This window comes from Ruegeria sp. YTSA108 (assembly GCF_059610185.1).
Genome location: NZ_JBXWND010000016.1, coordinates 17,642 through 38,319, shown reverse-complemented (window position 1 = coordinate 38,319; position 20,678 = coordinate 17,642). Strand labels below are relative to the sequence as shown.

The window sequence follows — 20,678 nt, the reverse complement described above, 5'->3', positions numbered from 1 at the left end:
ATAGGAAGTTTGGGCTCCAATTCGGTCATTGTAAGGTAGTTTGCGCACTCACATATCTAACCGAACCTGTTGACGGTTGCCCAAAAGCATAAAACCCCGCCAAGGCGGGGTTTCAATTTGGTTGCGGGTTATGCCCGGACCAGTTTTTCGTAATCGGCGGCAATCTCGCGGGTCAGGTCACCGACCTCAAACGTATAGTCGCCGATCTGGCCCACAGGCGTGACCTCGGCCGCAGTACCGGTCAGCCAGCATTGTTCAAAATCGGCCATCTCTTCAGGTTTGATGCGGCGCTCATGCACCGTGATGCCTTTGTCTTTTAGCATCTGGATCACTGTCTGGCGGGTGATCCCGTTCAAAAAGCAATCGGCCAACGGGGTATGAACTTCGCCGTCCTTCACAAAGAAGACGTTCGCCCCGGTCGCCTCGGCAACATAACCACGCCAGTCCATGAACAGCGCATCCGAGCAGCCCTTGGCCTCGGCCTTATGCTTGGAAATGGTGCATATCATGTAAAGCCCAGCCGCCTTGGCATGGACCGGGATGGTCTCAGGGCTGGGCCGCTTCCATTCCGCGATATCCAGCTTGGCGCCCTGCATCTTGGCGTCGCCGTAATAGGCACCCCAGGGCCAGACCGCTACGGCCATGCGGACCGGGTTCTTGGCCGAAGCCACACCCATATCCTCGCCCGAACCACGCCAGACCAGCGCACGGACATAGGCGTCCTGCAAGCCACTTGCCTTCAGCGCGTCTTCCTTTGCCGCTTCGATCTGGTCGATCGTATAGGGCATCGGCATGTCCAGCGCCTCGGCCGAGGCGACCAGCCGTTCAGAATGCTCCCGACTTTTGAAAATTTTGCCGTTATAGGCCCGCTCGCCCTCAAAGACCGAAGACGCATAGTGCATCGCATGGCTCAGAATGTGGACATTCGCCTCGCGCCAGGGCACAAGTTCTCCATCCATCCAGATGACACCGTCACGATCATCATACCCCGCCATGCGAAACCTCCCTGCCTGGGTTGAATATTCCGATTATTGCGCAATATAGGTCCGAAGTGGACATAAAGTTGCGCAAAAACTGCGATTCGATACCTGTCCGCTCTTGGAATGTCAACAACGCTGACATAAACTCGGACCTGTGTAACGAATGAGGCAGAATATGTCAGATACCCGCCCCGCCCAGGCCTTTGGCGGAGAAAGCCTGTTGTTTCTTACGGATGAACAGCTGCGGCAGGGGATCGAGGCGATGTTTTTCGCCTATCGCGGGTTCACGGCGGACCCGGATCGCATTCTGACACAGCTGGCATATGGGCGGGCACACCACCGTGCTATCCACTTTATAAATCGCGCGCCGGGGACGACCGTCAATAACCTGCTTGCTATTCTAGGAGTGACGAAACAGTCTCTGAACCGGGTCCTTCGGACATTGATTGACGATGGGTTGGTCGAAAGCAGGGTCGGTACAGTGGACAAGCGCGAACGGCACCTGTTTCTGACCGAAGCCGGGAGGGCGCTTGAAACCAGGCTGTCCGAGGCCCAGCGCGTGCGGATGCGCGCGGCCTATAAGGACGCAGGCCCAGAAGCGGTGTCTGGGTTTCGCAAAGTGCTTGAAGCAATGATGGATGCTGATATGCGTCATGCCTATACCAAATTGCGGGATACGACCTCATGAGTGATATGGACGCCCATCTGTTGATCGTTGACGATGACGAGCGTATTCGCGATCTGCTCAAGAAATTCCTGATGCGAAACGGGTTTCTGGTGACCGCGGCGCGGGATGCGGCCCATGCACGTCGGGTGCTGTCGGGGCTGGATTTCGACATGATCGTTCTGGATGTGATGATGCCCGGCGAAGATGGTGTCAGCCTGACCAGAGCCTTGCGCGAGACCCACACCACCCCGATCCTGTTGCTGACGGCGCGGGGCGAAACCGAACACCGTATCGCCGGGCTTGAGGCGGGGGCCGATGATTATCTGGCCAAACCGTTCGAGCCCAAAGAGCTTTTGTTGCGGATCAATGCGATCCTGCGCCGGATGCCGGAAACCCCGGCACAGGATGCCGCAACCAAGATTCTGCATCTCGGCCCGATCCGCTATGATGTTGAGCGCGGTGAGATGTGGCGGGGCGAAGAAACGGTCCGCCTAACCGCAACGGAAAGCCAGCTGATGAAGATCTTCTCGGCCCAACCCGGCGCCCCTATCAGTCGCGCCAAGCTGGTCGAGGATCTGGGCCGTGACAAGGGTCAGGCGCAGGAGCGTGCCGTGGATGTGCAGATCACACGGCTGAGACGCAAGATCGAGCAAGACCCGAAACAACCCCGGTACCTGCAGACCGTGCGCGGGGCCGGGTACATGCTGGCACCGGATTGATTGAGCCGCTGCGTGGCGGTTCTTTGCCTTCGGCGAAGGTATTTTGACCAGATGAACAGGGGATTGTGATGAAAACTGCCCTTTTGACCCATGCGGATTGTCTTGGGCACGTGACACCCGAGGGGCATCCGGAACAAATCGCGCGACTGGAACATATCCTTCATGCGCTGGATAGGCTGGACCTGGATCGTGTGACCGCGCCGCTTGCAGCCGATGATGACCTGCTGCGTATTCACCCCGAAAGCCATATTCGCGACATCCGCAAAAGTCGCCCGACAGAGGGATTCCGGCAGGTGGACGGCGATACATTCATGTCGCCGGGATCTGTAGATGCGGCCTATAGGGCTGCAGGGGCTGTGGTAAAAGCCGTGGATTTAGTGCTGGGCGGAGAAGCCCCAAATGCGTTCTGTGCCATTCGCCCTCCCGGCCATCACGCCGAGAATGAAACCGCTATGGGGTTCTGCCTGTTCGGCAACGCCGCATTGGGGGTGAAACACGCGTTGGATCATCACGGTCTGCGCCGCGTCGCTGTGGTGGATTTCGATGTGCATCACGGCAATGGCACGCAGGATTTGCTGTGGGATGAGGCGCGCGCGTTGGTGATCACCAGCCAACAGATGCCCTTGTGGCCGGGATCAGGCCGCGCCGACGAGACCGGCGCCTTTGAGAACGTCCTGAATATTCCACTGTCTCCCGGAACCGGCGGCGCCGAGATGCGCGCCGCCTATGAAACAATGGCTTTCCCGAGACTGCGCGCCTTCAAACCCGAGCTGATCATAATCTCTGCCGGGTTTGACGCCCATCAGGATGATCCGCTGGCCAATCTGAACTGGGCCACCGAAGATTTCGCCTGGATCACTGCCGAATTGTGCAAGATTGCCGATCAGCATTGCGCGGGACGTATCGTCTCGACTTTGGAGGGCGGGTATGATCTGAAAGCGCTGGCCGAGGCCACACGTGCCCATGTGGAAGAGTTGATGAAGGCAGCCCGATGACAGATACACCCGTTGACCAGATGACATTCGAACAGGCGATGAAGGAGCTTGAGGCCGTTGTCGGCCAGCTGGAGCGTGGAGATGTGGCGCTGGACCAGTCCATCGCCTTGTATGAACGGGGTGCAGCGCTGAAGAAACGCTGCGAGGATGAACTGAAGCGGGCCGAGGAAAAAGTGGCCGCGATCACCTTTGACGCCGATGGTCAACCGACCGGGACGACGGTTGTCGAAGGTCAGTAAATGTTTCGCGGAAGACTGGCGCAGGATGCAACGCTGATTCAGGGCCATTTTGATCTGGTTCTGGGCGCGCTGGACGATCTGGATGTGACACAGGCGATGGCCTATGCCACGCAAGGCGGCAAAGGTCTGCGCGGGTTTTTGGTGCTGGAAAGCGCGCGGCTGCATGATGTGGATACAGCGCGTGCGATCTGGCCTGCCACGGGGATCGAGGCGTTGCACGCCTATTCTCTGGTGCATGATGACCTGCCCTGCATGGATAACGACGATTTGCGTCGCGGGCGCCCGACAGTTCATGTGAAATGGGATGAGGGCATCGCGGTTCTGGCAGGCGACGCATTGCAGGCGCTGGCATTCGAACTTTGCACCCGTCCCGAAATTGGCCCCGCCGAAATTCGCGCGGAATTGGCCTTGTCTCTGGCGCAGGCAAGCGGAGCGCAGGGCATGGTGCTGGGCCAGGCGCTGGATATCGCGGCGGAATCGGCAGACTCTCCGCTGACGCTGGAAGAAATCACCCATTTGCAGGCAGGAAAAACCGGAGCGCTGATCGAGTGGTCTGCATGCGCCGGCGCGCGTCTGGCCCAAGCTGATCTTGCGCCCTTGCGCCAATATGCCCAATCCCTTGGTCTTGCTTTTCAAATCGCAGATGACATCTTGGATATAGAGGGTAACGCCGAAATTGCGGGCAAGCGCCTTCAGAAGGATGCCGAGGCGGGAAAGGCCACGTTTGTGTCTCTGCTGGGCCTCGACGCCGCCAGAACCCGTGCCGCGGAGCTGGTGGAACAGGCCTGCGCCGCGTTGGAAGGCTATGGCGCGTCGGCTGAAACCTTGAAGGACGCCGCCCGCTTCGTTATTGCCCGGGACAGCTAAGCCAGGAACGCGCCATATGTCTGACCGCCCGAACACTCCTCTGCTGGATCTTGTGAACCGCCCGGCCGACCTGCGGCAGTTTTCGGACGCGCAGCTGCATCAGGTGGCGCAGGAATTACGGGCCGAGACGATCTCGGCCGTGTCGGTCACCGGCGGGCATCTGGGTGCGGGTCTGGGCGTGGTGGAACTGACCACCGCGCTGCATGCGGTATTCGATACGCCGCGTGACAAAATCATCTGGGATGTCGGGCACCAGTGCTATCCGCATAAAATCCTGACCGGGCGGCGCGACCGGATCCGTACCCTGCGCCAACCCGGTGGGTTGAGCGGGTTCACCAAGCGCAGCGAAAGCCCCTATGACCCGTTTGGCGCGGCGCATTCCAGCACCTCGATCAGTGCGGCCCTTGGCTTTGCCGTGGCGCGAGATCTGGGTGGCGTGACGCCCGAAGGTCTGGGCGATGCGATTGCGGTAATCGGCGATGGCTCGATGTCGGCGGGTATGGCGTTTGAGGCGATGAACAATGCGGGCCACCTGAAAAAGCGCCTGATCGTTATCCTCAACGACAATGAAATGAGCATCGCACCGCCGGTTGGCGCCCTGTCCAGTTATCTGTCGCGCATTTATGCCGAAGAACCGTTCCACGATCTGAAGGCCGCCGCCAAGGGCGCGGTGTCCTTGTTGCCGGAACCGTTCCGCGAAGGCGCCAAACGCGCCAAGGAAATGCTCAAGGGCATGGCCGTAGGCGGTACTTTGTTCGAAGAACTGGGCTTTTCCTATCTCGGCCCGATTGACGGACACGACATGGATCAGCTGTTGCCGGTGCTGCGCACGGTCAAGACGCGGGCCACCGGACCGATCCTGATCCATGTGCTGACAAAAAAGGGCAAGGGCTATGCCCCTGCCGAGCAGGCCCGCGACAAGGGTCACGCGACCGCGAAATTCGATGTTGTGACGGGTGAGCAAAAGAAGGCGCCGTCAAACGCACCCTCTTATACGTCGGTCTTCGGCAAGACCCTGGTGGAAGAAGCCGCGCGGGACGACAAGATCGTCGCCGTCACCGCCGCCATGCCCGATGGAACCGGGTTGAACCTGTTTGCCGAACGCTACCCGTCACGTTGTTTCGATGTAGCGATTGCGGAACAGCATGGTGTGACGTTCTCGGCGGCTTTGGCTGCGGGCGGGATGAAGCCGTTCTGCACCATGTATTCGACCTTCCTGCAGCGCGGCTATGATCAGGTCGTGCATGATGTGGCCATTCAGCGCCTGCCCGTGCGATTTGCCATCGACCGCGCTGGTCTGGTGGGCGCTGATGGGGCGACCCATGCCGGATCGTTTGACATTGCCTATCTGGCCAACCTGCCGGGCATGGTCGTGATGGCCGCCGCAGATGAGGCCGAGCTGATGCATATGGTGGCCACCGCCGTCGCCCACAACGAAGGCCCGATCGCCTTCCGCTATCCCCGCGGTGAAGGCGTGGGCGTGGACCTGCCCGAGCGTGGTGAAGTGCTTAAAATCGGCAAAGGCCGGATAATTCAGAAGGGCGCGCGTGTGGCATTGCTGTCATTCGGTACGCGCCTGGCCGAGGTACAAAAAGCCGCCGAGGCCCTATCCGCACGCGGCATCACCCCCACCATCGCCGATGCACGTTTCGCCAAACCGCTGGACCGCGACCTGATCCTGAATCTGGCCGCCAATCACGAGGCGCTGATCACCATCGAAGAGGGTGCGATTGGCGGTTTCGGCAGCCATGTGGCGCAGCTACTGGCCGATGAGGGTGTGTTTGATCAGGGCCTTAAATACCGCTCGATGGTGTTTCCGGATATCTTCATTGATCAGGCAAACCCGGCGGATATGTATGCGGTTGCCGGTATGAATGCCGAACAGATCGAGGCCAAGGTCCTGTCTGTTCTGGGTGTGGCCACGATTGGTGAAAAACGCGCCTGAGGGGCCATTAAGGTTATCAACTCCAAGGAAGATGGAACCTCAAGAGAGCTCTCCAGTGAGTGACGATTGAACTAAGCCAACATAAGTAAAAGATATTGCAAGTTTGTGATTTCACACGTGTCGCTTTGTTTGGCCTTTTTGACCCTTTCCGCATCGCTTACACAGTCGCGGCCAAAAAAATACGGGCACCAAGGCGCCCGTATTAGCTTTTTCTCGATGTTGATCAGTGAACCGTCTCGACCTTGTGGAAATCCAGATCACGGTCTTCGGGCATCCCAGTTATGCTCAGCACCTCTTTGCGTTTGGTGATCAGGATATAAACCACACAGGCCAGATAGAGGCCGACAACAACTGCGCCGATCCACTGGATCTGCAACCACTGGCTTTGGAACAGCAAGGTCAGGACGAACAGCAGCACAACATTGCCCGCCACATAGATCGCTTTACCAAAGCGGGCGACTGTCATGTTCAGGTTGTCCGTATAGAGCCTGATCAAAGAATCCAGTGAGTTGATCACGAAGGTCACGCCCACAATCACCATCGCAATGTTGGTGATGCCTGCGGTGCTGATGCCGTTCAGGTGGTAATAGTAGAGAACGGTGAACCAGATCGCCAAAGGTATCGACGGAAAGATCAGCAGAGCAGCCAGTAGCTGCCAGGTCTTCAGCCCACCTACAAAGCGAGATGTGAACTGGCCGATCATGATCGACCAGGCAAACCACCAGAACAGGTAGAAGGCGTGATAATCTGTCAGCGGCAGGACAAACTTGTGCAGGTTGGTGAAATAGGCACCAACATTGCTTCCGGTTTCCACAAAGCCATTCACGCCCATGCCCGCAGCAACCCACATGCCCAGGATCAGTGCCAGGAACAAAAAGGTCGAGCCCACCGACAGGATACGCACGTATTTCAGGTCGGTCGAAGAATAGGCCGCTGCCAGAATGACGACAAACACGATGACATAGAAGGTGGTGACCACTGACTCGCCGTCTCCGACCTCGGGCAGGTAGCCGGGCAGGTAGATCAGGAACAGGCTGGCGGTGAAAGCGCAGGTGCCGATGATGACCACATTGTTGATCAGCTTGACCAGCGGGATTTCAAAGAACTTCACGCGCGGCTCGATGACACAGAAATAGAACGCGGTCAGAAAGTAGAACGCCCAGATCAGAAAGCCCCAGAACCCGAATTCGATCGCCAGTGGGTTGGCAAACGCATAGGCGGGATCTTCGGCATAGCCGCCGAATTCGGTCAGCGGAAACATGATCAGGCCGACATCCAACCCGGATGTGAACAGAATCGCGATGAAGGTGAACAGATGAACCGGCGTTACGCCGACGATCCGCAGATTCCACCACTTCACCACAAAGAAGGCAACAAGGCCCAACGCCAGCAAGACGCCAAATGATAGTATGTACTCCAATAGCACCGACAATCCTCCCATTAATGTCAGTTCATGACGCTGTTATAGTTTATTGGCTGATCAATCAATAAAAACAGCACTGCTTGCGGCGCGCGCTTATTCGGTCAACAGTGCGCGAAAATCTGAACAGGGGGTCGCGATGGATTTTCGCGCAATGGCCATGGGGCTGACATTTGCGTTTATCTGGTCTTCGGCCTTCACCTCGGCCCGGATCATCGTCGCGGACGCATCGCCGTTGTTTTCTCTGGCTCTGCGGTTTCTGATCTCGGGTTTGATTGGCGTCGTGATTGCACGGGCGATGGGCCAAAGCTGGCGGCTGACGCGGTCACAATGGTATGCCACCATCCTGTTCGGGATATGTCAAAATGCCCTTTATTTGGGCCTAAACTTCTATGCGATGCAAACAATCGAGGCCTCTGTTGCCGCCATCATCGCCTCGACCATGCCATTGCTGGTTGCCTTGGCCAGTTGGCTGTTTATGGGCGACAGATTACGGCCAGTTGGAATTGTAGGCCTGTGTGCCGGGTTCGCCGGTGTTGCTCTGATCATGAGCAGTCGGATCGGCGACGGCGTTGATCTGTTCGGCGTCATGCTTTGTGGCATTGGAGCGCTTGCGCTGACATTTGCCACGCTCGCAGTGCGTGGGGCGACATCGGGCGGGAATTTCATGATGGTGGTTGGCTTACAGATGCTGGTCGGATCGGCCATTCTGTTTGTTGCAGCACCGGTATTCGAAACGATTCATATCCACTTGACGGTGCCGCTGGTCCTGGCCTTCACCTATACAACTCTGTTTCCCGGCCTTCTGGCCACGTTCATCTGGTTCCTGCTGCTGGATCGGATCGGCGCAACCCGGGCGGCCACGTTTCACTTTCTCAACCCGGTCTTTGGTGTCACCATCGCCGCGATCTTGTTGGGCGAAAAACTGGGGCCGCTGGATGCGGTCGGGGTTCTTATCACAACACTGGGCATTCTGGCGGTGCAACTGTCTCGCCAACCCGGCAGAAAACCAGCCTGACCTTGCACAACTGCGCGAGCCCGGCAGAACACCCTTTGCTTTCCGCCAATAATCCCCATCTATTATGCGAACCACCAGAAGTCCGGAGGAGCAATGACCCGTTACACCAAATCCCCTGAGGCCGTCGCCGCATTGTCGCCCGAGGAATACCACGTCACGCAAAACAGCGGCACCGAACGGCCCGGAACTGGCAAACTGCTGAATAACAAAGAACCCGGCATCTACGTGGATATCGTCTCGGGTGAGCCTTTGTTCGCCTCGGCGCACAAGTACGAATCCGGCTGCGGCTGGCCCAGTTTCACCAAACCAATCGTGCATGAGCATGTTGAAGAACTGCGCGATGCCTCGCTGGGTATGATCCGGACCGAAGTTCGCTCGAAACATGGCGATAGCCATTTGGGGCATGTATTTCCCGACGGCCCCCGCGAACATGGCGGGCTGCGATACTGTATCAACTCAGCCTCATTACGGTTCGTCCATCGCGATCAGATGGAAGCCGAAGGCTATGGCGAATTCCTGATTCATGTGGAGGAGATCGAATGACCGAACATCGCGCCGTTCTTGCCGGGGGCTGCTTTTGGGGCATGCAGGATCTGATCCGCAAACGCCCGGGCGTTTTCCGCACTCGCGTCGGATATACTGGTGGAGACGTGCCCAACGCCACTTATCGCAACCATGGCACCCATGCCGAGGCGATCGAGATCTTTTACGATCCTACCGTGACCACCTATCGCGATCTGCTTGAGTTTTTCTTTCAGATCCATGACCCGACTACGGTGAACCGGCAAGGGAACGACATGGGGATGAGCTATCGCTCGGCCATTTATTATGTCGATGACGCCCAGAAACAGGTCGCCCTGGACACCATTGCCGATGTGAATGCCAGTGGCATCTGGCCCGGCAAAGTCGTGACCGAGATTGAACCCGTTGGCGATTTCTGGGAGGCCGAGTCCGAGCATCAGGATTATCTTGAACGCATCCCGAACGGCTATACCTGCCATTTCCCGCGCCCGGATTGGGTTCTGCCCAAACGCGACGCGGCCGAGTAAGGATTAGCCCCGGATCAGGGGCTAGTCAGACGCCACCCGCGGCCTTCCACTGGCCTCGACGGTGATCATTGCCTCAACAAAGACCTCCTGCGCTTCGATACGGGCGGTGCGGATATCACGGTCGACGATCACTCGGATATCCTCGGCACCGGCTCCGCGCACTTCTCCTTCCGCCTCAGCCCTCAGGATGGATTCCAGCAGCGCCATCGCCTCGTCAGAATCGCTAAAGTCCTGAGGCCCGTCTTCAAGATGCACCCTGTACCGCCCTTCGGATGGCGCGGTGACGGTCCCGGCCCGGCGCAGTGTCAGCCTGCCAACCACAGCTCCAATCGCATTGGCCACGCCCGTGTGTTCCGGCAAAATCATGCGGCATCGCAATCTTTCCCCGACTGCGGGGTAATAGCTGGGGGCCGACGCCCCAAGACCGATCACATCCACATTCAGTGCCGCGTCCAGCGCCACCAAACCGCGATGCCCGGCCAGACCTTTCCGCGTCAAAACATGCCGGGCCAGATCGGGTGCCGGAACGCCGAACTCCTCGGCTTCTTCTGAGAAAGCGGTCTCTAACAAGGTCAAAGAGGTCTGTTCGGTCAACTGATCAACGATCATCTGCGCCAACAGATCCGGTGTTGCAGCCAGCATATCACCGGTGCCAATCCGTTTTCGCGCCACCAGTTCCAACGCTTTGCGTGCAGCCTCTGCGTCCCAGGCATCCAAACGGCCCAGAACATGGCTGGCATCCGAAGGTGTCACGCCGGATACCTGAACGATTCCACGATCCACCAAACGAGTAAGTGCGCCTGTCTCCATCCGCGTTTTAAGCAAATCGGACAGCGGCAGGACCTTCTGCCCCAAACGATCCACTAGGGCGGTTTCCCTTGCCCCCAGACCTTCGGCATGAACACCCGGTACCAGACGTGCGAACCGGGTGTCATGTTCACCCACGGTTGGGGCCCGCAACTGCGCATCCAAGGCCGTGTGAACCTCGTCGGGCGCCTCTGACGCGATCAGAGATACGGGCAAAACACGGCGCGGTCCCAGGAAGATGCCGCCGCCCAGCCCTTCGGTTACAACATGTACCTGACTGTCCCCGCCCAACCCGTGGGTCCGCATTGCGACGGCCTCCACCATGGTGCGAAAGCCGCCAACCCTGGCACCTTCGGGATCAATGGCGGGCTTGCCATCCCGGATCAAGGCGACATCGGTCGTGGTACCTCCGATATCTGATACCAGAGCGTTCTCGGCTCCCGTTAGCCAGCGCGCCCCGACGATCGAGGCCGCAGGGCCGCTCAAAATCGTTTCAATCGGTCGATCCCGCGCCTGTTCGGCGCTCATCAACGCTCCGTCGCCGCGAACCACCATCATTGGCGCTGAAATACCTAGCGTCACAAGCTGATCCTGTGCCCGTCCGATCAAGCGGTCGATCATGCCAATCAACCGTGCATTCAATACCGCTGTCACTGCACGTTTTGGGCCATTCAACTTGGCCGACAGATGGTGCGAACATGTCACCGGCGCACCCGTCCGATCAGAAATAATGCGGGCGACCTCAAGTTCATGCGCCGGGTTTCTGGTGGCGAACTGCCCGGCCACCGCGAACCCGGAGATACCAGAATTAGAGTCTAAAAAGGCCTCAATCGCCTGAACATCCAATGGCCTGGCCTCTGTTCCCGCATGCGTGTGACCGCCCGCCACAACCAAAGCAGGATCCCCTTTCAAAGCATCCCGCAGACCATGCTTTTCCAGATCTCCTTCCCTAAACCCGATATAGACAAGGGCAACCCGGCCACCCTGCCCTTCGACCAGCGCATTCGTGGCCAAAGTTGTTGACAGGGACGCCATTGAGATCTGCTCCGGTGACACCTGAGCCTGCGTCAGAACCGCAGAAATCGCCTTGCCAACGCCAATCGCCAGATCAGCTCGTGTTGTCAGAGATTTGGCTGAAGCAATCACCTCAGTCTCATCCCGGACCAGCACCGCATCCGTATAGGTTCCGCCTGTATCAACCCCCAAAGCCAGCGCCATCGGGTTCTCCTTCCTGTTCGCTGTGATTGGGTTTAGCGGTTTGCACCGACACGTCCAGCCTGTTTGCGGCACCTAGGAGAGTTGTTTGACCGCCCAGCGCGCGGCATCTGCCACGGCTGAATCCGGATCCTCTGTCAAATCCTGTGCAATCGGTATCAACCCCTGCAGGCCTGAGTTGCCAATGGCGTACAGCACATTTCGCACAAACCGGTCCCGTCCAATCCGCTTAATTGGAGAGCCCGAGAATTTCGTTCGAAATTCCGGATCGTCCAGGCCAGCCAATTCTGCCAGCCGAGGAGCCTTCAGATCCTCACGCGCTGCATAGCGCATGTCACTGGCCGTGACTGCGAATTTGTTCCAGGGGCAGGCGGCAAGGCAATCATCGCAACCATAGATCCGATTGCCGAGTTTCGCGCGCAGGTCTTCATCAACCGGACCCTTGTGTTCGATTGTCAGGTAAGAAATGCAGCGCCGCGCGTCCAACTGATAAGGCGCCGGGAATGCGTCTGTCGGACAGGCGGCCAAACAGGCCCGGCAGGATCCACAGTGATCCACCTCTGCTTGATCCGAAGGTAGGTCCAGAGTTGTAAAAACAGACCCTATAAAGGCCCAATTTCCCCAATCGCGACTTACAAGATTGGTGTGCTTACCCTGCCATCCCAACCCCGCAGCATGACCCAAGGCCTTTTCCGGAACCGGGGCGGTATCGACAAAGACCTTCACCTCGCCACCAGCCTCGGCTATCAACCAGCGGGCTAACCTTTTGAGCCGCTTCTTGACCAGGACGTGATAGTCCTTGTTCTGCGCATAGACTGAGATCGCCCCCTTCTCGGGGTGGTCCAGAATCTCGGTTGGATCATGTTCGGGCGCATAGCTTTCTGCCAACATGATCACCGATTTCGCCTCGGGCCAGAGCGCTGCCGGGTCGCCTCGCCAATGGGTCCGCTCGGCCATCCATCCCATTTGCCCGTGATATTCGGCCTGCAGGAACGCCTCCAGCCGAGCGGGCACTTCGGGGACATCCCACGGGCGACAAATGCGACAAGACACAAAGCCCTCGCTCAGCGCCTGTGCCACCAGCCTATCCTTTAAACCCGATCCGCTCTTCATCTGGCCCTAAATACCTTCGGGGGGAATCGCGCCCCAAGGCGCGATGGGGGGGGGCAGACAGCCCCCCTTGTGCGACCCTATCAGAAATCCAGATCTGCGTAATGGGTGGGCGGCCTGAACCCAGGAACCTGATCCGCCAGGATCGACCGGAAAGCAGGTCGGGATTTGATCTTGGCGTACCAGTCTTTAACCGCCTGAGACCGATTCCAATCCACGTCTGAGATATAATCCAGCGTCGATAGATGCGCCGCAGCCGCAAAATCGGCCAATGTCATCTGATCCCCGGCCAGCCAACGGCGGTGATCCAGCAACCAGGCCATGTAATCCAGATGATACTTGATGGCCTTGGCACCTTGCTTGACATTTTTGCTGTCAGGATAGCCCTGACCGGTAACTTTCTTGTTCACGCGCTCATAAACCAGTTTGGATGTCACCTCGTGATGGAACTTGTCATCAAACCAGGCCACCAGCCGACGCACTTCGTATCGTGCCTCCGGCGTTTGGGGCATCAGCGCAGGATCGGGCCGGGTTTCTTCGATATATTCGCAAATCGCGTTGCTTTCGGACATGATCTTTCCGTCCAGACGAAGAACCGGGACTTTTCCGGCCGGGTTGCGCCGCAGGAAATCCGGGTCTTTCTCCCAGTATTTCTCCTCGACCAGCTCAACCTCAATCTTCTTTTCCGCCAGTGACAGGCGCACCTTGCGGCAGAAGGGGGACAAGGGAACATGAAACAAACGCGCCATGGGCTTCCAATCGAACCAGTGAATACACTCAAGCTTTAGCCTTGCAGGGCCTTGGGTTTCAATCCTCGAAACAATCCGCGCGACCATCTGCGCGAATGGTGGCCGCCCCATCGAGGATCGAGGCAGCCCGTCTGCGTGTGCGGACCGACGGATCCCGAACGGACCTGTTTTTGGGAGAAGGCAGGATTGCGGCAATACGTGCGGCCTGGACTGGCGACAGCTGGGCCGCGGTCACATTGAAGTTGCGCTGGGCTGCGGCCTCAACGCCAAACACACCTTCGCCAGTCTCGGCCACGTTCAAATAGACCTCGAGAATGCGCTGCTTGCTCCAGAAAATCTCGACCACGGGGGTGAGAGATGTCTCAAGCGCCTTACGCACCCAACTGCGTCCCTGCCACAGGAACACATTCTTCACCACTTGCTGCGTGATGGTTGAGGCGCCACGTGTACCGCCTTCCTCCAAAGCATCGCGAATGGCATCGACATCAAACCCCCAGTGCAGGCAGAAATTGGCATCCTCTGCCGCCACCACGGATCGCGCCATGACGGGCGAGATCTGTTCAATCGGCACCCAATCGCGCTGAACTTTGCCCAGCCGCCGCCATTCAGACCAGATCGTATGGGTTACCGGGGGATTCACCACAGAAAAAAGCACCACAAGCGCCACAACAAACGCAACCAGACCCAATACTGCGCGGGTCACCCAGCGGCGAATCCGCGATTGTGTCTGGTTCTTTGCCTTCGACGCCTTGCTTTTCTTACTGCTCGATTTGCGCGCTGCTTTCTTTGCCATATTGTTGCTATACGACGCGGCGACGATGTTTGGAACGGATTAAATCGCCAAAGCGCGCGCCTCGCGCGGGCGTATCACGGGGCGGGCGGTTTCTGGCAGGACCGCGTCGCGGGTCTGCAATTCGGGAAACAGGGCCAGAACTTCAGCCTTTGTCTCGGCGTCAGACTGAGAGAGCGCGTGCCCCGGGTAATAACTTTCGCTTTTGGCCCCATTTGCAATGACGATCTCATGGCGCGAAAAGAGAAGATGAATATAGTCGATCTGACCACCCTCAACACGCGTAACAGAATCCCCGTTGACCAGGCAATGCGCTGCGATCAGCACTTCGGAATGGCCGAACAAATACGGCGCCCGCCAGTCCGAGACCAGCATCCGGTGCTGTGGCGACACGATCAAAGGCTGTTCCAGCCCTAGCACGCCAGCCTCAAACCGAATGGGCGCCAGCTTGCCTTCGGCCTCAACCGTGGTCCGCCCCACCCAAAGCAGCGGCTGCGCACCGTTGTCCGATGTGATGACCATATCGCCGGGCTTCAGATCTTCGACTGAGCAAGCGCCGTCAGGCGTTTCGATCAGCGTTCCGGGGGTGAAACAGGGCGGGCCAAGATTGCCAACATCTAGCGGCCCCTGCGTGTTGACAAATGTTGATGAGACAAACGTGCCCGGTTGCAGAACCTGCCCGTCTGTTGGTGTAAAGACACGGGTTCCGTCAGCAAGATAGAAGGTCGTGCCGGTATAGGTGACATTGCCAACGCCTGTCACGTTAATCGTAACAACATCACCCGGCCACGACGAAGTTACATCCTGGCCGTTTACCGTATCCCCGCTGGGCGCGTCGATCTCGCCATCGTCATCCACATCGGTGAGGTTGAATTTATCAACAACTACCGATGTACCGCCCGGTGGCGGATTCGCGGGGTCAAACGAATAAAACTGATCAAGATAGGTGGTTGGCATCTAACAGACTCCTACGCATTCGCACGACTGCACAGCAGCCTAACCGCAACTTCCGAACAAAAAGTGACGAAATCTAGGCTTATTGGGCCCGTTTCGACAAGCAAACGACCACCTAGGACCAATAAAAGAAAACCCCACGTGGTTTAAAAGACACGCGGGGTTGCCATTTTCATTGGCCCTCAGATTACTCTGCAGGAACAGCTGTTGCCTCGACCGCCAACGGATGGCTGAGCTTGTTCAGCATCTCTTTCGGGCAGACCTGGATAAAGTTCGCCTTCTCGACCTCCCAGTGCTGCAGGATATCCGCAGCCTTGCGGCTAATGGTTTCGGCCTGATGGGTTTCGATCAGCGATTTCAGCTGGTCTTCCCAATGGCCAATGGTCACGGGGCATGTCACCAGCGTTTCCATATTCATCAGCGCCTGCGCCTTGCCGTCGGGGTCGTACAGGTAAGCCATGCCGCCTGTCATGCCCGCTCCGAAATTGGCGCCGATACTGCCCAGGATCACGGCGACCCCGCCGGTCATGTATTCGCACCCGTTCGAGCCGCAGCCTTCGATCACCACCTTGGCGCCTGAATTGCGCACAGCGAACCGTTCCCCGGCGCGGCCTGCTGCAAACAGATACCCGTCCGTGGCCCCATACAGAACCGTGTTGCCAATGATGGTGTTGTCATCCGCCTTCAGCGGGCTGACCTGCGGTGGACGCACAACAATCATACCACCAGACAAGCCCTTTCCGACATAGTCATTGGCATCACCCGAAACTTCGAGCTTGAGTCCCGGCGCTGCAAACGCTCCCAGCGACTGACCGGCAGAGCCCTGCAGCTTCACGTGCAGGTGATCCGACTGGAACGTGTTCCGCATCCCGAAATTTTGCACGATATGGCTGGAAACCCGCGTCCCAACGGTTCGGTGCGTGTTTTGCACTGCGTAAGACAGCTGCATTTTCTCGCCGTCTTTCAGGAACCGGGCGGCATCGCGCACGATTTCCGCATCCAGCGTATCGGGCACCGCGTTCCGGTCTCTGTCGCGATTATAGACGATGTTATGGGCACCATCGACGGTGATCAGCAGCGGGTTGAGGTCCAGATCATCCAGATGCGCCGACCCTCGGCTGACCTGCGCCAGCAGATCTGCCCGACCGATGATCTCGTCAATCGAGCGCGCACCCAGGCTGGCCAGCAGCTCGCGCACTTCTTGCGCGTAGAAGGTGATCAGGTTGACGACCTTATCGGCATTACCGGTGAATTTGGCGCGCAGGCTTTCGTCCTGAGTACACACGCCAACTGGGCAAGTGTTGGACTGGCACTGACGCACCATGATACAGCCCATCGCGATAAGGGCGGCAGTGCCTATACCGTATTCCTCGGCCCCCATCATCGCGGCCATGACGATGTCACGACCGGTACGCAAGCCGCCATCGGTTCGCAGGGTCACGCGATCCCGCAGGTTGTTCATCGCCAGAACCTGATGCGCCTCGGTCAGGCCCATCTCCCACGGCAGACCAGCATATTTGATGGATGTCGCAGGCGACGCGCCGGTGCCGCCATTGTGACCCGAAATAAGGATAATGTCCGCTTTTGCCTTGGCTACACCTGCAGCAATCGTGCCAACACCCGAGGACGCCACCAGCTTGACCGTCACCTTACAGCGCGGGTTGATCTGTTTCAGATCATAGATCAACTGCGCCAGATCCTCGATCGAATAGATATCGTGGTGCGGCGGCGGTGAGATCAGTGTTACACCCTTGGTCGAATGGCGCAGGCGCGCAATCAGGTCGGTGACCTTCATGCCAGGCAACTGCCCGCCCTCACCGGGTTTGGCACCCTGGGCAACCTTGATTTCCAGCTCTTCGCACTGGTTCAGGTATTCGGCGGTTACACCGAACCGGCCCGAAGCCACCTGTTTGATCTTGGCCGAGGGGTTGTCACCATTGGGTTCCGGCACGAAATGCGCCGGATCTTCGCCGCCCTCGCCGCTGTCGGATTTCGCCCCGATCCGGTTCATCGCAACGTTCAGCGTCTTGTGCGCCTCGGGCGACAGCGCCCCCAGAGACATGCCCGGCGTCACGAACCGTTTGCGGATCGACGTGATAGATTCCACCTCTTCAATCGGGATCGGCTTGCTCAGCGGTTTGAAATCCATCAGGTCGCGCAGATGGATCGGCGGGTTCGATTGCATCTTGGCCGAATACTGCTTCCACAGCTCGTAAGACGCCTTGTTGCAGGCCATCTGCAGCATGTGCATCGAAGTCGCTTCCCACGCATGGGTCTCGCCTGATTTACGGGCCTTATAGAAACCACCGATCGGCAGAACATCCAGACCGCTTTCCCAGCCCTTGGCATGGATCTCTTCGGCCTTGGATTGAATGCCCGTAACACCGATGCCGGAAATCCGGCTGGTCATACCGGGAAAAAATTCGGCGACCATGGCACGGCTGAGGCCCACGGCCTCAAAGTTCAATCCGCCACGATAGGATGAGATCACCGAAATCCCCATCTTGGCCATGATTTTCAGCAAGCCCTGGTCAATCGCCTCGCGGTACCGCGCGACATTTTCGGTCAGGCTGCCATCCAGCAACCCGCGATCAATACGATCGGCCAGAGAATCTTCGGCCAGATAGGCGTTGACCACAGTGGCCCCGCACCCGATCAGAACGGCGAAGTAATGCGGATCAACGCATTCCGCCGACCGCACGTTCAGCGAGCAGAATGTGCGCAGACCCTTGCGGGTCAGATGCGAATGCACCGCGCTTGTTGCCAGGATCATCGGCATCGCTACGCGACCCTGACCTGAATTCATGTCGGACAACACCAAATGCCCCGCGCCCGAGCGCACGGCCTCTTCGGCTTCGGCTCTAATACGGGCCAAAGCTGCGCCCAGCGCCCCTTGTCCGGCTTCAAAGCTACAGTCGATTTCTGCCAATGGGGCATTGAAGTTTTCTGCCAGTGCTTCCCATTGGGCATTGCCCACAAACGGGCTTTCCAGCACGATAATTTCGGTCTGGCTGCTGTCTTCATCCAGCACGTTTTTCAGGTTTCCGAACCGGGTTTTCAGCGACATCACACGATATTCGCGCAACGAGTCGATGGGAGGGTTGGTCACCTGGCTGAAGTTCTGGCGGAAGAAATGGCTGAGCGGACGGTACTGTTTCGACAGAACAGCCGATGGCGTGTCATCGCCCATTGAAGCCAGTGCCTCTTTTCCATCTTCGGCCATTGGCGCCAGAATCTGCTCCAGTTCCTCGATCGAATATCCGGCGGCGATCTGACGCTTGCGCAGCTCCTCGCCCGCATAGATCGGCGCTTCGGTGATGCAAGCCAGAGACTCGTCCAGATCGTTGATCTTGCCGACCCAATCGCCGAATGGCAGTGCGCGGGCCAGCTTGTTCTTGATCTGCGTATCGCGATACAGCTTGCCCTTTTTCATATCCACGGCCAGCATTTGGCCCGGGCCCAACGCGCCTTTTTCGGTCACGCTGGCCTCATCAATCGGGACCATCCCGGCCTCGGAGCCTGCAATTACAAGACCATCTCCAGTGACCACATAACGCATCGGACGCAATCCATTCCGGTCAAGACCGGCACAGACCCAGCGGCCATCGGTCATGGCCAACGCGGCAGGGCCATCCCAGGGTTCCATCACCGAGTTGCAGTAAGAATACATGTCGCGCCAGGCCTGCGGCAGTTCCACAGCTTGCTTGGACCAGCTTTCGGGCACCAGCATGGTTTTCGCCATCGGGGCCGAGCGGCCTGCGCGTACAAGAACTTCGAATACAGAGTCTAATGCGGCAGAATCCGACGATCCACCAGCGATGATCGGTTTGATATCCTCGGCGTAATCGCCAAAGGTGCCGCTGGCCATGCGGATTTCATGGCTTTTCATCCAGTTGACGTTGCCCCTGAGAGTGTTGATCTCACCGTTATGGGCCAGCATGCGGAAGGGCTGGGCGAGCCACCATTGCGGGAAGGTGTTGGTCGAATAGCGCTGGTGATAGATGGCAAAGGCGGATTCGAATCGTTCATCCATCAGATCGGGGTAGAAAACCGCAACCTGCTCGGCCAGCATCATGCCCTTGTAGATGATTGACCGGCAGGACAGTGACGCCAGATACAGCCCGGAAATCCCGGCCGCTGCGGCAGCCTTTTCAATGCGACGACGGATGACATAAAGCTCACGCTCGAATGTCTCTTCGTCCACGCCTTTGGAATTCGAGATCAGGATCTGCTCAATCTCGGGTCGGGTCGCGTTGGCCTTTTCGCCGAGGCAGGTGACATCAACCGGAACGTGGCGCCAGCCATAGATGTAATAGCCCATGCGCAGCACTTCGGATTCCACGATAGTCCGACACTGTTCCTGCGCGCCGAAATCGGTGCGGGGCAGAAAGACCTGACCAACCGCGATCAGCTGATCCAATTTGGGCTCGTGCCCAGTGCGACGGATCTGGTCATAGAAGAAAGGAACCGGGATTTGCACATGGATACCCGCGCCGTCGCCGGTCTTGCCATCCGCATCTACCGCGCCGCGGTGCCAGATCGCCTTGAGCGCGGCGATGCCAGCATCCACAACCTTGCGTGACGGCTTGCCATCGACTGAGACCACAAGACCCACACCGCAGGACGAATGCTCTTCTTCCTCGGAATAGAGACCGTTTTCGGCCATGAACTGACGTTTGGCTTCTTCGGCCCGCACCCAATCGGCATCATATTTGGTCATTGGCTGTCTCCTTCTTCCGGCAGGCCGTACATGGCTTCGACCTCAGCTTTGGTCATCTGCCGACGCTCGCCTGCGAACGCGTACCCGTCAGGCTTTTTGTCGATATAAAGTTCCAGTTGCAGCGGATTGTCCGTGTCGTCGAACAGGCCTGCTGCCATTTGGGTATGCCCGTGCATTTCACCCGGCAGCGTGATCCGGTACCACAGGGCCGATCCGCAATCGGCGCAAAATGCACGTTCCGCCCAATCCGAGGACGTAAAGGTCTTAACCGGCCCAAGGGCCGCATACCCCTCTTGCGCGGGAAACGTTATCAGCATCGAGCTGGTCCAGCGGCGACACTGGTCGCAATGGCACGCGCCCAACGACTCTTTCGCCGGGGTGGCAGTCACTGTGACCGCGCCGCACATACATTGGCCTTGCAATTCGGGCATCTC

18 protein-coding genes are annotated in these 20,678 nt (G+C 58.2%); 9 read left to right on the top strand and 9 right to left on the bottom strand.

Annotated elements, in window-relative coordinates:
- Positions 1-128: 128 nt before the first annotated feature.
- Positions 129-995: a branched-chain amino acid aminotransferase gene (locus tag AC2FHW_RS17865; protein ID WP_271951706.1), complete on the bottom strand. Its 867-nt coding sequence runs from the start codon at positions 993-995 to the stop codon at positions 129-131.
- A 160-nt stretch (positions 996-1,155) separates the two neighbouring features.
- On the opposite strand from AC2FHW_RS17865, the gene AC2FHW_RS17860 reads away from it, so the two are divergent.
- From AC2FHW_RS17860 to dxs, 6 genes are all read left to right on the top strand, one after another.
- Positions 1,156-1,668, top strand: a complete 513-nt coding sequence (locus AC2FHW_RS17860; protein ID WP_142640252.1) for a MarR family winged helix-turn-helix transcriptional regulator — start codon at positions 1,156-1,158, stop codon at positions 1,666-1,668.
- Positions 1,665-2,366 carry a response regulator gene (locus AC2FHW_RS17855; protein ID WP_142640254.1) on the top strand — a complete coding sequence of 234 codons (702 nt, stop codon included), beginning with the start codon at positions 1,665-1,667 and terminating at the stop codon, positions 2,364-2,366. Before AC2FHW_RS17860 ends, AC2FHW_RS17855 begins: the two co-directional genes overlap by 4 nt.
- A gap of 68 nt (positions 2,367-2,434) precedes the next feature.
- Positions 2,435-3,361 (top strand): histone deacetylase family protein, encoded by a 927-nt coding sequence (locus AC2FHW_RS17850; RefSeq protein ID WP_271951702.1) that lies wholly within the window; start codon positions 2,435-2,437, stop codon positions 3,359-3,361.
- Entirely contained in the window at positions 3,358-3,600 is a 243-nt protein-coding gene (locus tag AC2FHW_RS17845; RefSeq protein ID WP_496822374.1) for an exodeoxyribonuclease VII small subunit, read from the top strand. Before AC2FHW_RS17850 ends, AC2FHW_RS17845 begins: the two co-directional genes overlap by 4 nt.
- Complete coding sequence (locus tag AC2FHW_RS17840) at positions 3,601-4,467, top strand: polyprenyl synthetase family protein (protein WP_271951699.1); 867 nt, start codon at positions 3,601-3,603, stop codon at positions 4,465-4,467. It abuts the gene before it with no gap.
- Between the two features lie 16 nt (positions 4,468-4,483).
- The gene (dxs, locus tag AC2FHW_RS17835) at positions 4,484-6,412 is read left to right on the top strand and encodes a 1-deoxy-D-xylulose-5-phosphate synthase (RefSeq protein ID WP_281995949.1); all 1,929 of its coding nucleotides are present in this window, start codon (positions 4,484-4,486) and stop codon (positions 6,410-6,412) included.
- Between the two features lie 223 nt (positions 6,413-6,635).
- On the opposite strand, the gene AC2FHW_RS17830 is transcribed toward dxs, so the two are convergent.
- Positions 6,636-7,832, bottom strand: a complete 1,197-nt coding sequence (locus tag AC2FHW_RS17830; protein ID WP_142640264.1) for a BCCT family transporter — start codon at positions 7,830-7,832, stop codon at positions 6,636-6,638.
- A 139-nt stretch (positions 7,833-7,971) separates the two neighbouring features.
- On the opposite strand from AC2FHW_RS17830, the gene AC2FHW_RS17825 reads away from it, so the two are divergent.
- From AC2FHW_RS17825 to msrA, 3 genes are all read left to right on the top strand, one after another.
- Positions 7,972-8,850 carry a DMT family transporter gene (locus AC2FHW_RS17825; RefSeq protein ID WP_496729636.1) on the top strand — a complete coding sequence of 293 codons (879 nt, stop codon included), beginning with the start codon at positions 7,972-7,974 and terminating at the stop codon, positions 8,848-8,850.
- A 93-nt stretch (positions 8,851-8,943) separates the two neighbouring features.
- On the top strand, positions 8,944-9,393 hold the full coding sequence (gene msrB, locus AC2FHW_RS17820; RefSeq protein ID WP_142640268.1) for a peptide-methionine (R)-S-oxide reductase MsrB: 450 nt from the start codon (positions 8,944-8,946) through the stop codon (positions 9,391-9,393).
- Entirely contained in the window at positions 9,390-9,899 is a 510-nt protein-coding gene (gene msrA / locus AC2FHW_RS17815; RefSeq protein ID WP_142640270.1) for a peptide-methionine (S)-S-oxide reductase MsrA, read from the top strand. Before msrB ends, msrA begins: the two co-directional genes overlap by 4 nt.
- Positions 9,900-9,920: 21 nt before the next feature.
- Here the strand turns inward: msrA and AC2FHW_RS17810 are convergent, their stop codons facing one another.
- The 7 genes from AC2FHW_RS17810 to AC2FHW_RS17780 form a co-directional block, all read right to left on the bottom strand.
- On the bottom strand, positions 9,921-11,924 hold the full coding sequence (locus tag AC2FHW_RS17810) for a hydantoinase/oxoprolinase N-terminal domain-containing protein (RefSeq protein WP_496822372.1): 2,004 nt from the start codon (positions 11,922-11,924) through the stop codon (positions 9,921-9,923).
- 72 nt (positions 11,925-11,996) lie between these two features.
- Positions 11,997-13,034: a tRNA epoxyqueuosine(34) reductase QueG gene (queG, locus tag AC2FHW_RS17805; protein WP_496678858.1), complete on the bottom strand. Its 1,038-nt coding sequence runs from the start codon at positions 13,032-13,034 to the stop codon at positions 11,997-11,999.
- 80 nt (positions 13,035-13,114) lie between these two features.
- Positions 13,115-13,780, bottom strand: coding sequence for an FtsZ-binding protein FzlA (gene fzlA, locus AC2FHW_RS17800; protein WP_142640277.1), 666 nt, complete (start codon positions 13,778-13,780; stop codon positions 13,115-13,117).
- A gap of 58 nt (positions 13,781-13,838) precedes the next feature.
- Complete coding sequence (mtgA, locus tag AC2FHW_RS17795; RefSeq protein ID WP_142640279.1) at positions 13,839-14,573, bottom strand: monofunctional biosynthetic peptidoglycan transglycosylase; 735 nt, start codon at positions 14,571-14,573, stop codon at positions 13,839-13,841.
- Between the two features lie 39 nt (positions 14,574-14,612).
- On the bottom strand, positions 14,613-15,527 hold the full coding sequence (locus tag AC2FHW_RS17790; RefSeq protein WP_142640281.1) for a Hint domain-containing protein: 915 nt from the start codon (positions 15,525-15,527) through the stop codon (positions 14,613-14,615).
- A 184-nt stretch (positions 15,528-15,711) separates the two neighbouring features.
- Positions 15,712-20,244: a glutamate synthase large subunit gene (gene gltB, locus AC2FHW_RS17785; RefSeq protein ID WP_271951683.1), complete on the bottom strand. Its 4,533-nt coding sequence runs from the start codon at positions 20,242-20,244 to the stop codon at positions 15,712-15,714.
- A complete protein-coding gene (locus AC2FHW_RS17780) occupies positions 20,241-20,675 on the bottom strand; it encodes a GFA family protein (RefSeq protein WP_271951681.1) in 435 nt (144 codons plus the stop codon). Before AC2FHW_RS17780 ends, gltB begins: the two co-directional genes overlap by 4 nt.
- Positions 20,676-20,678 lie beyond the last annotated feature (3 nt).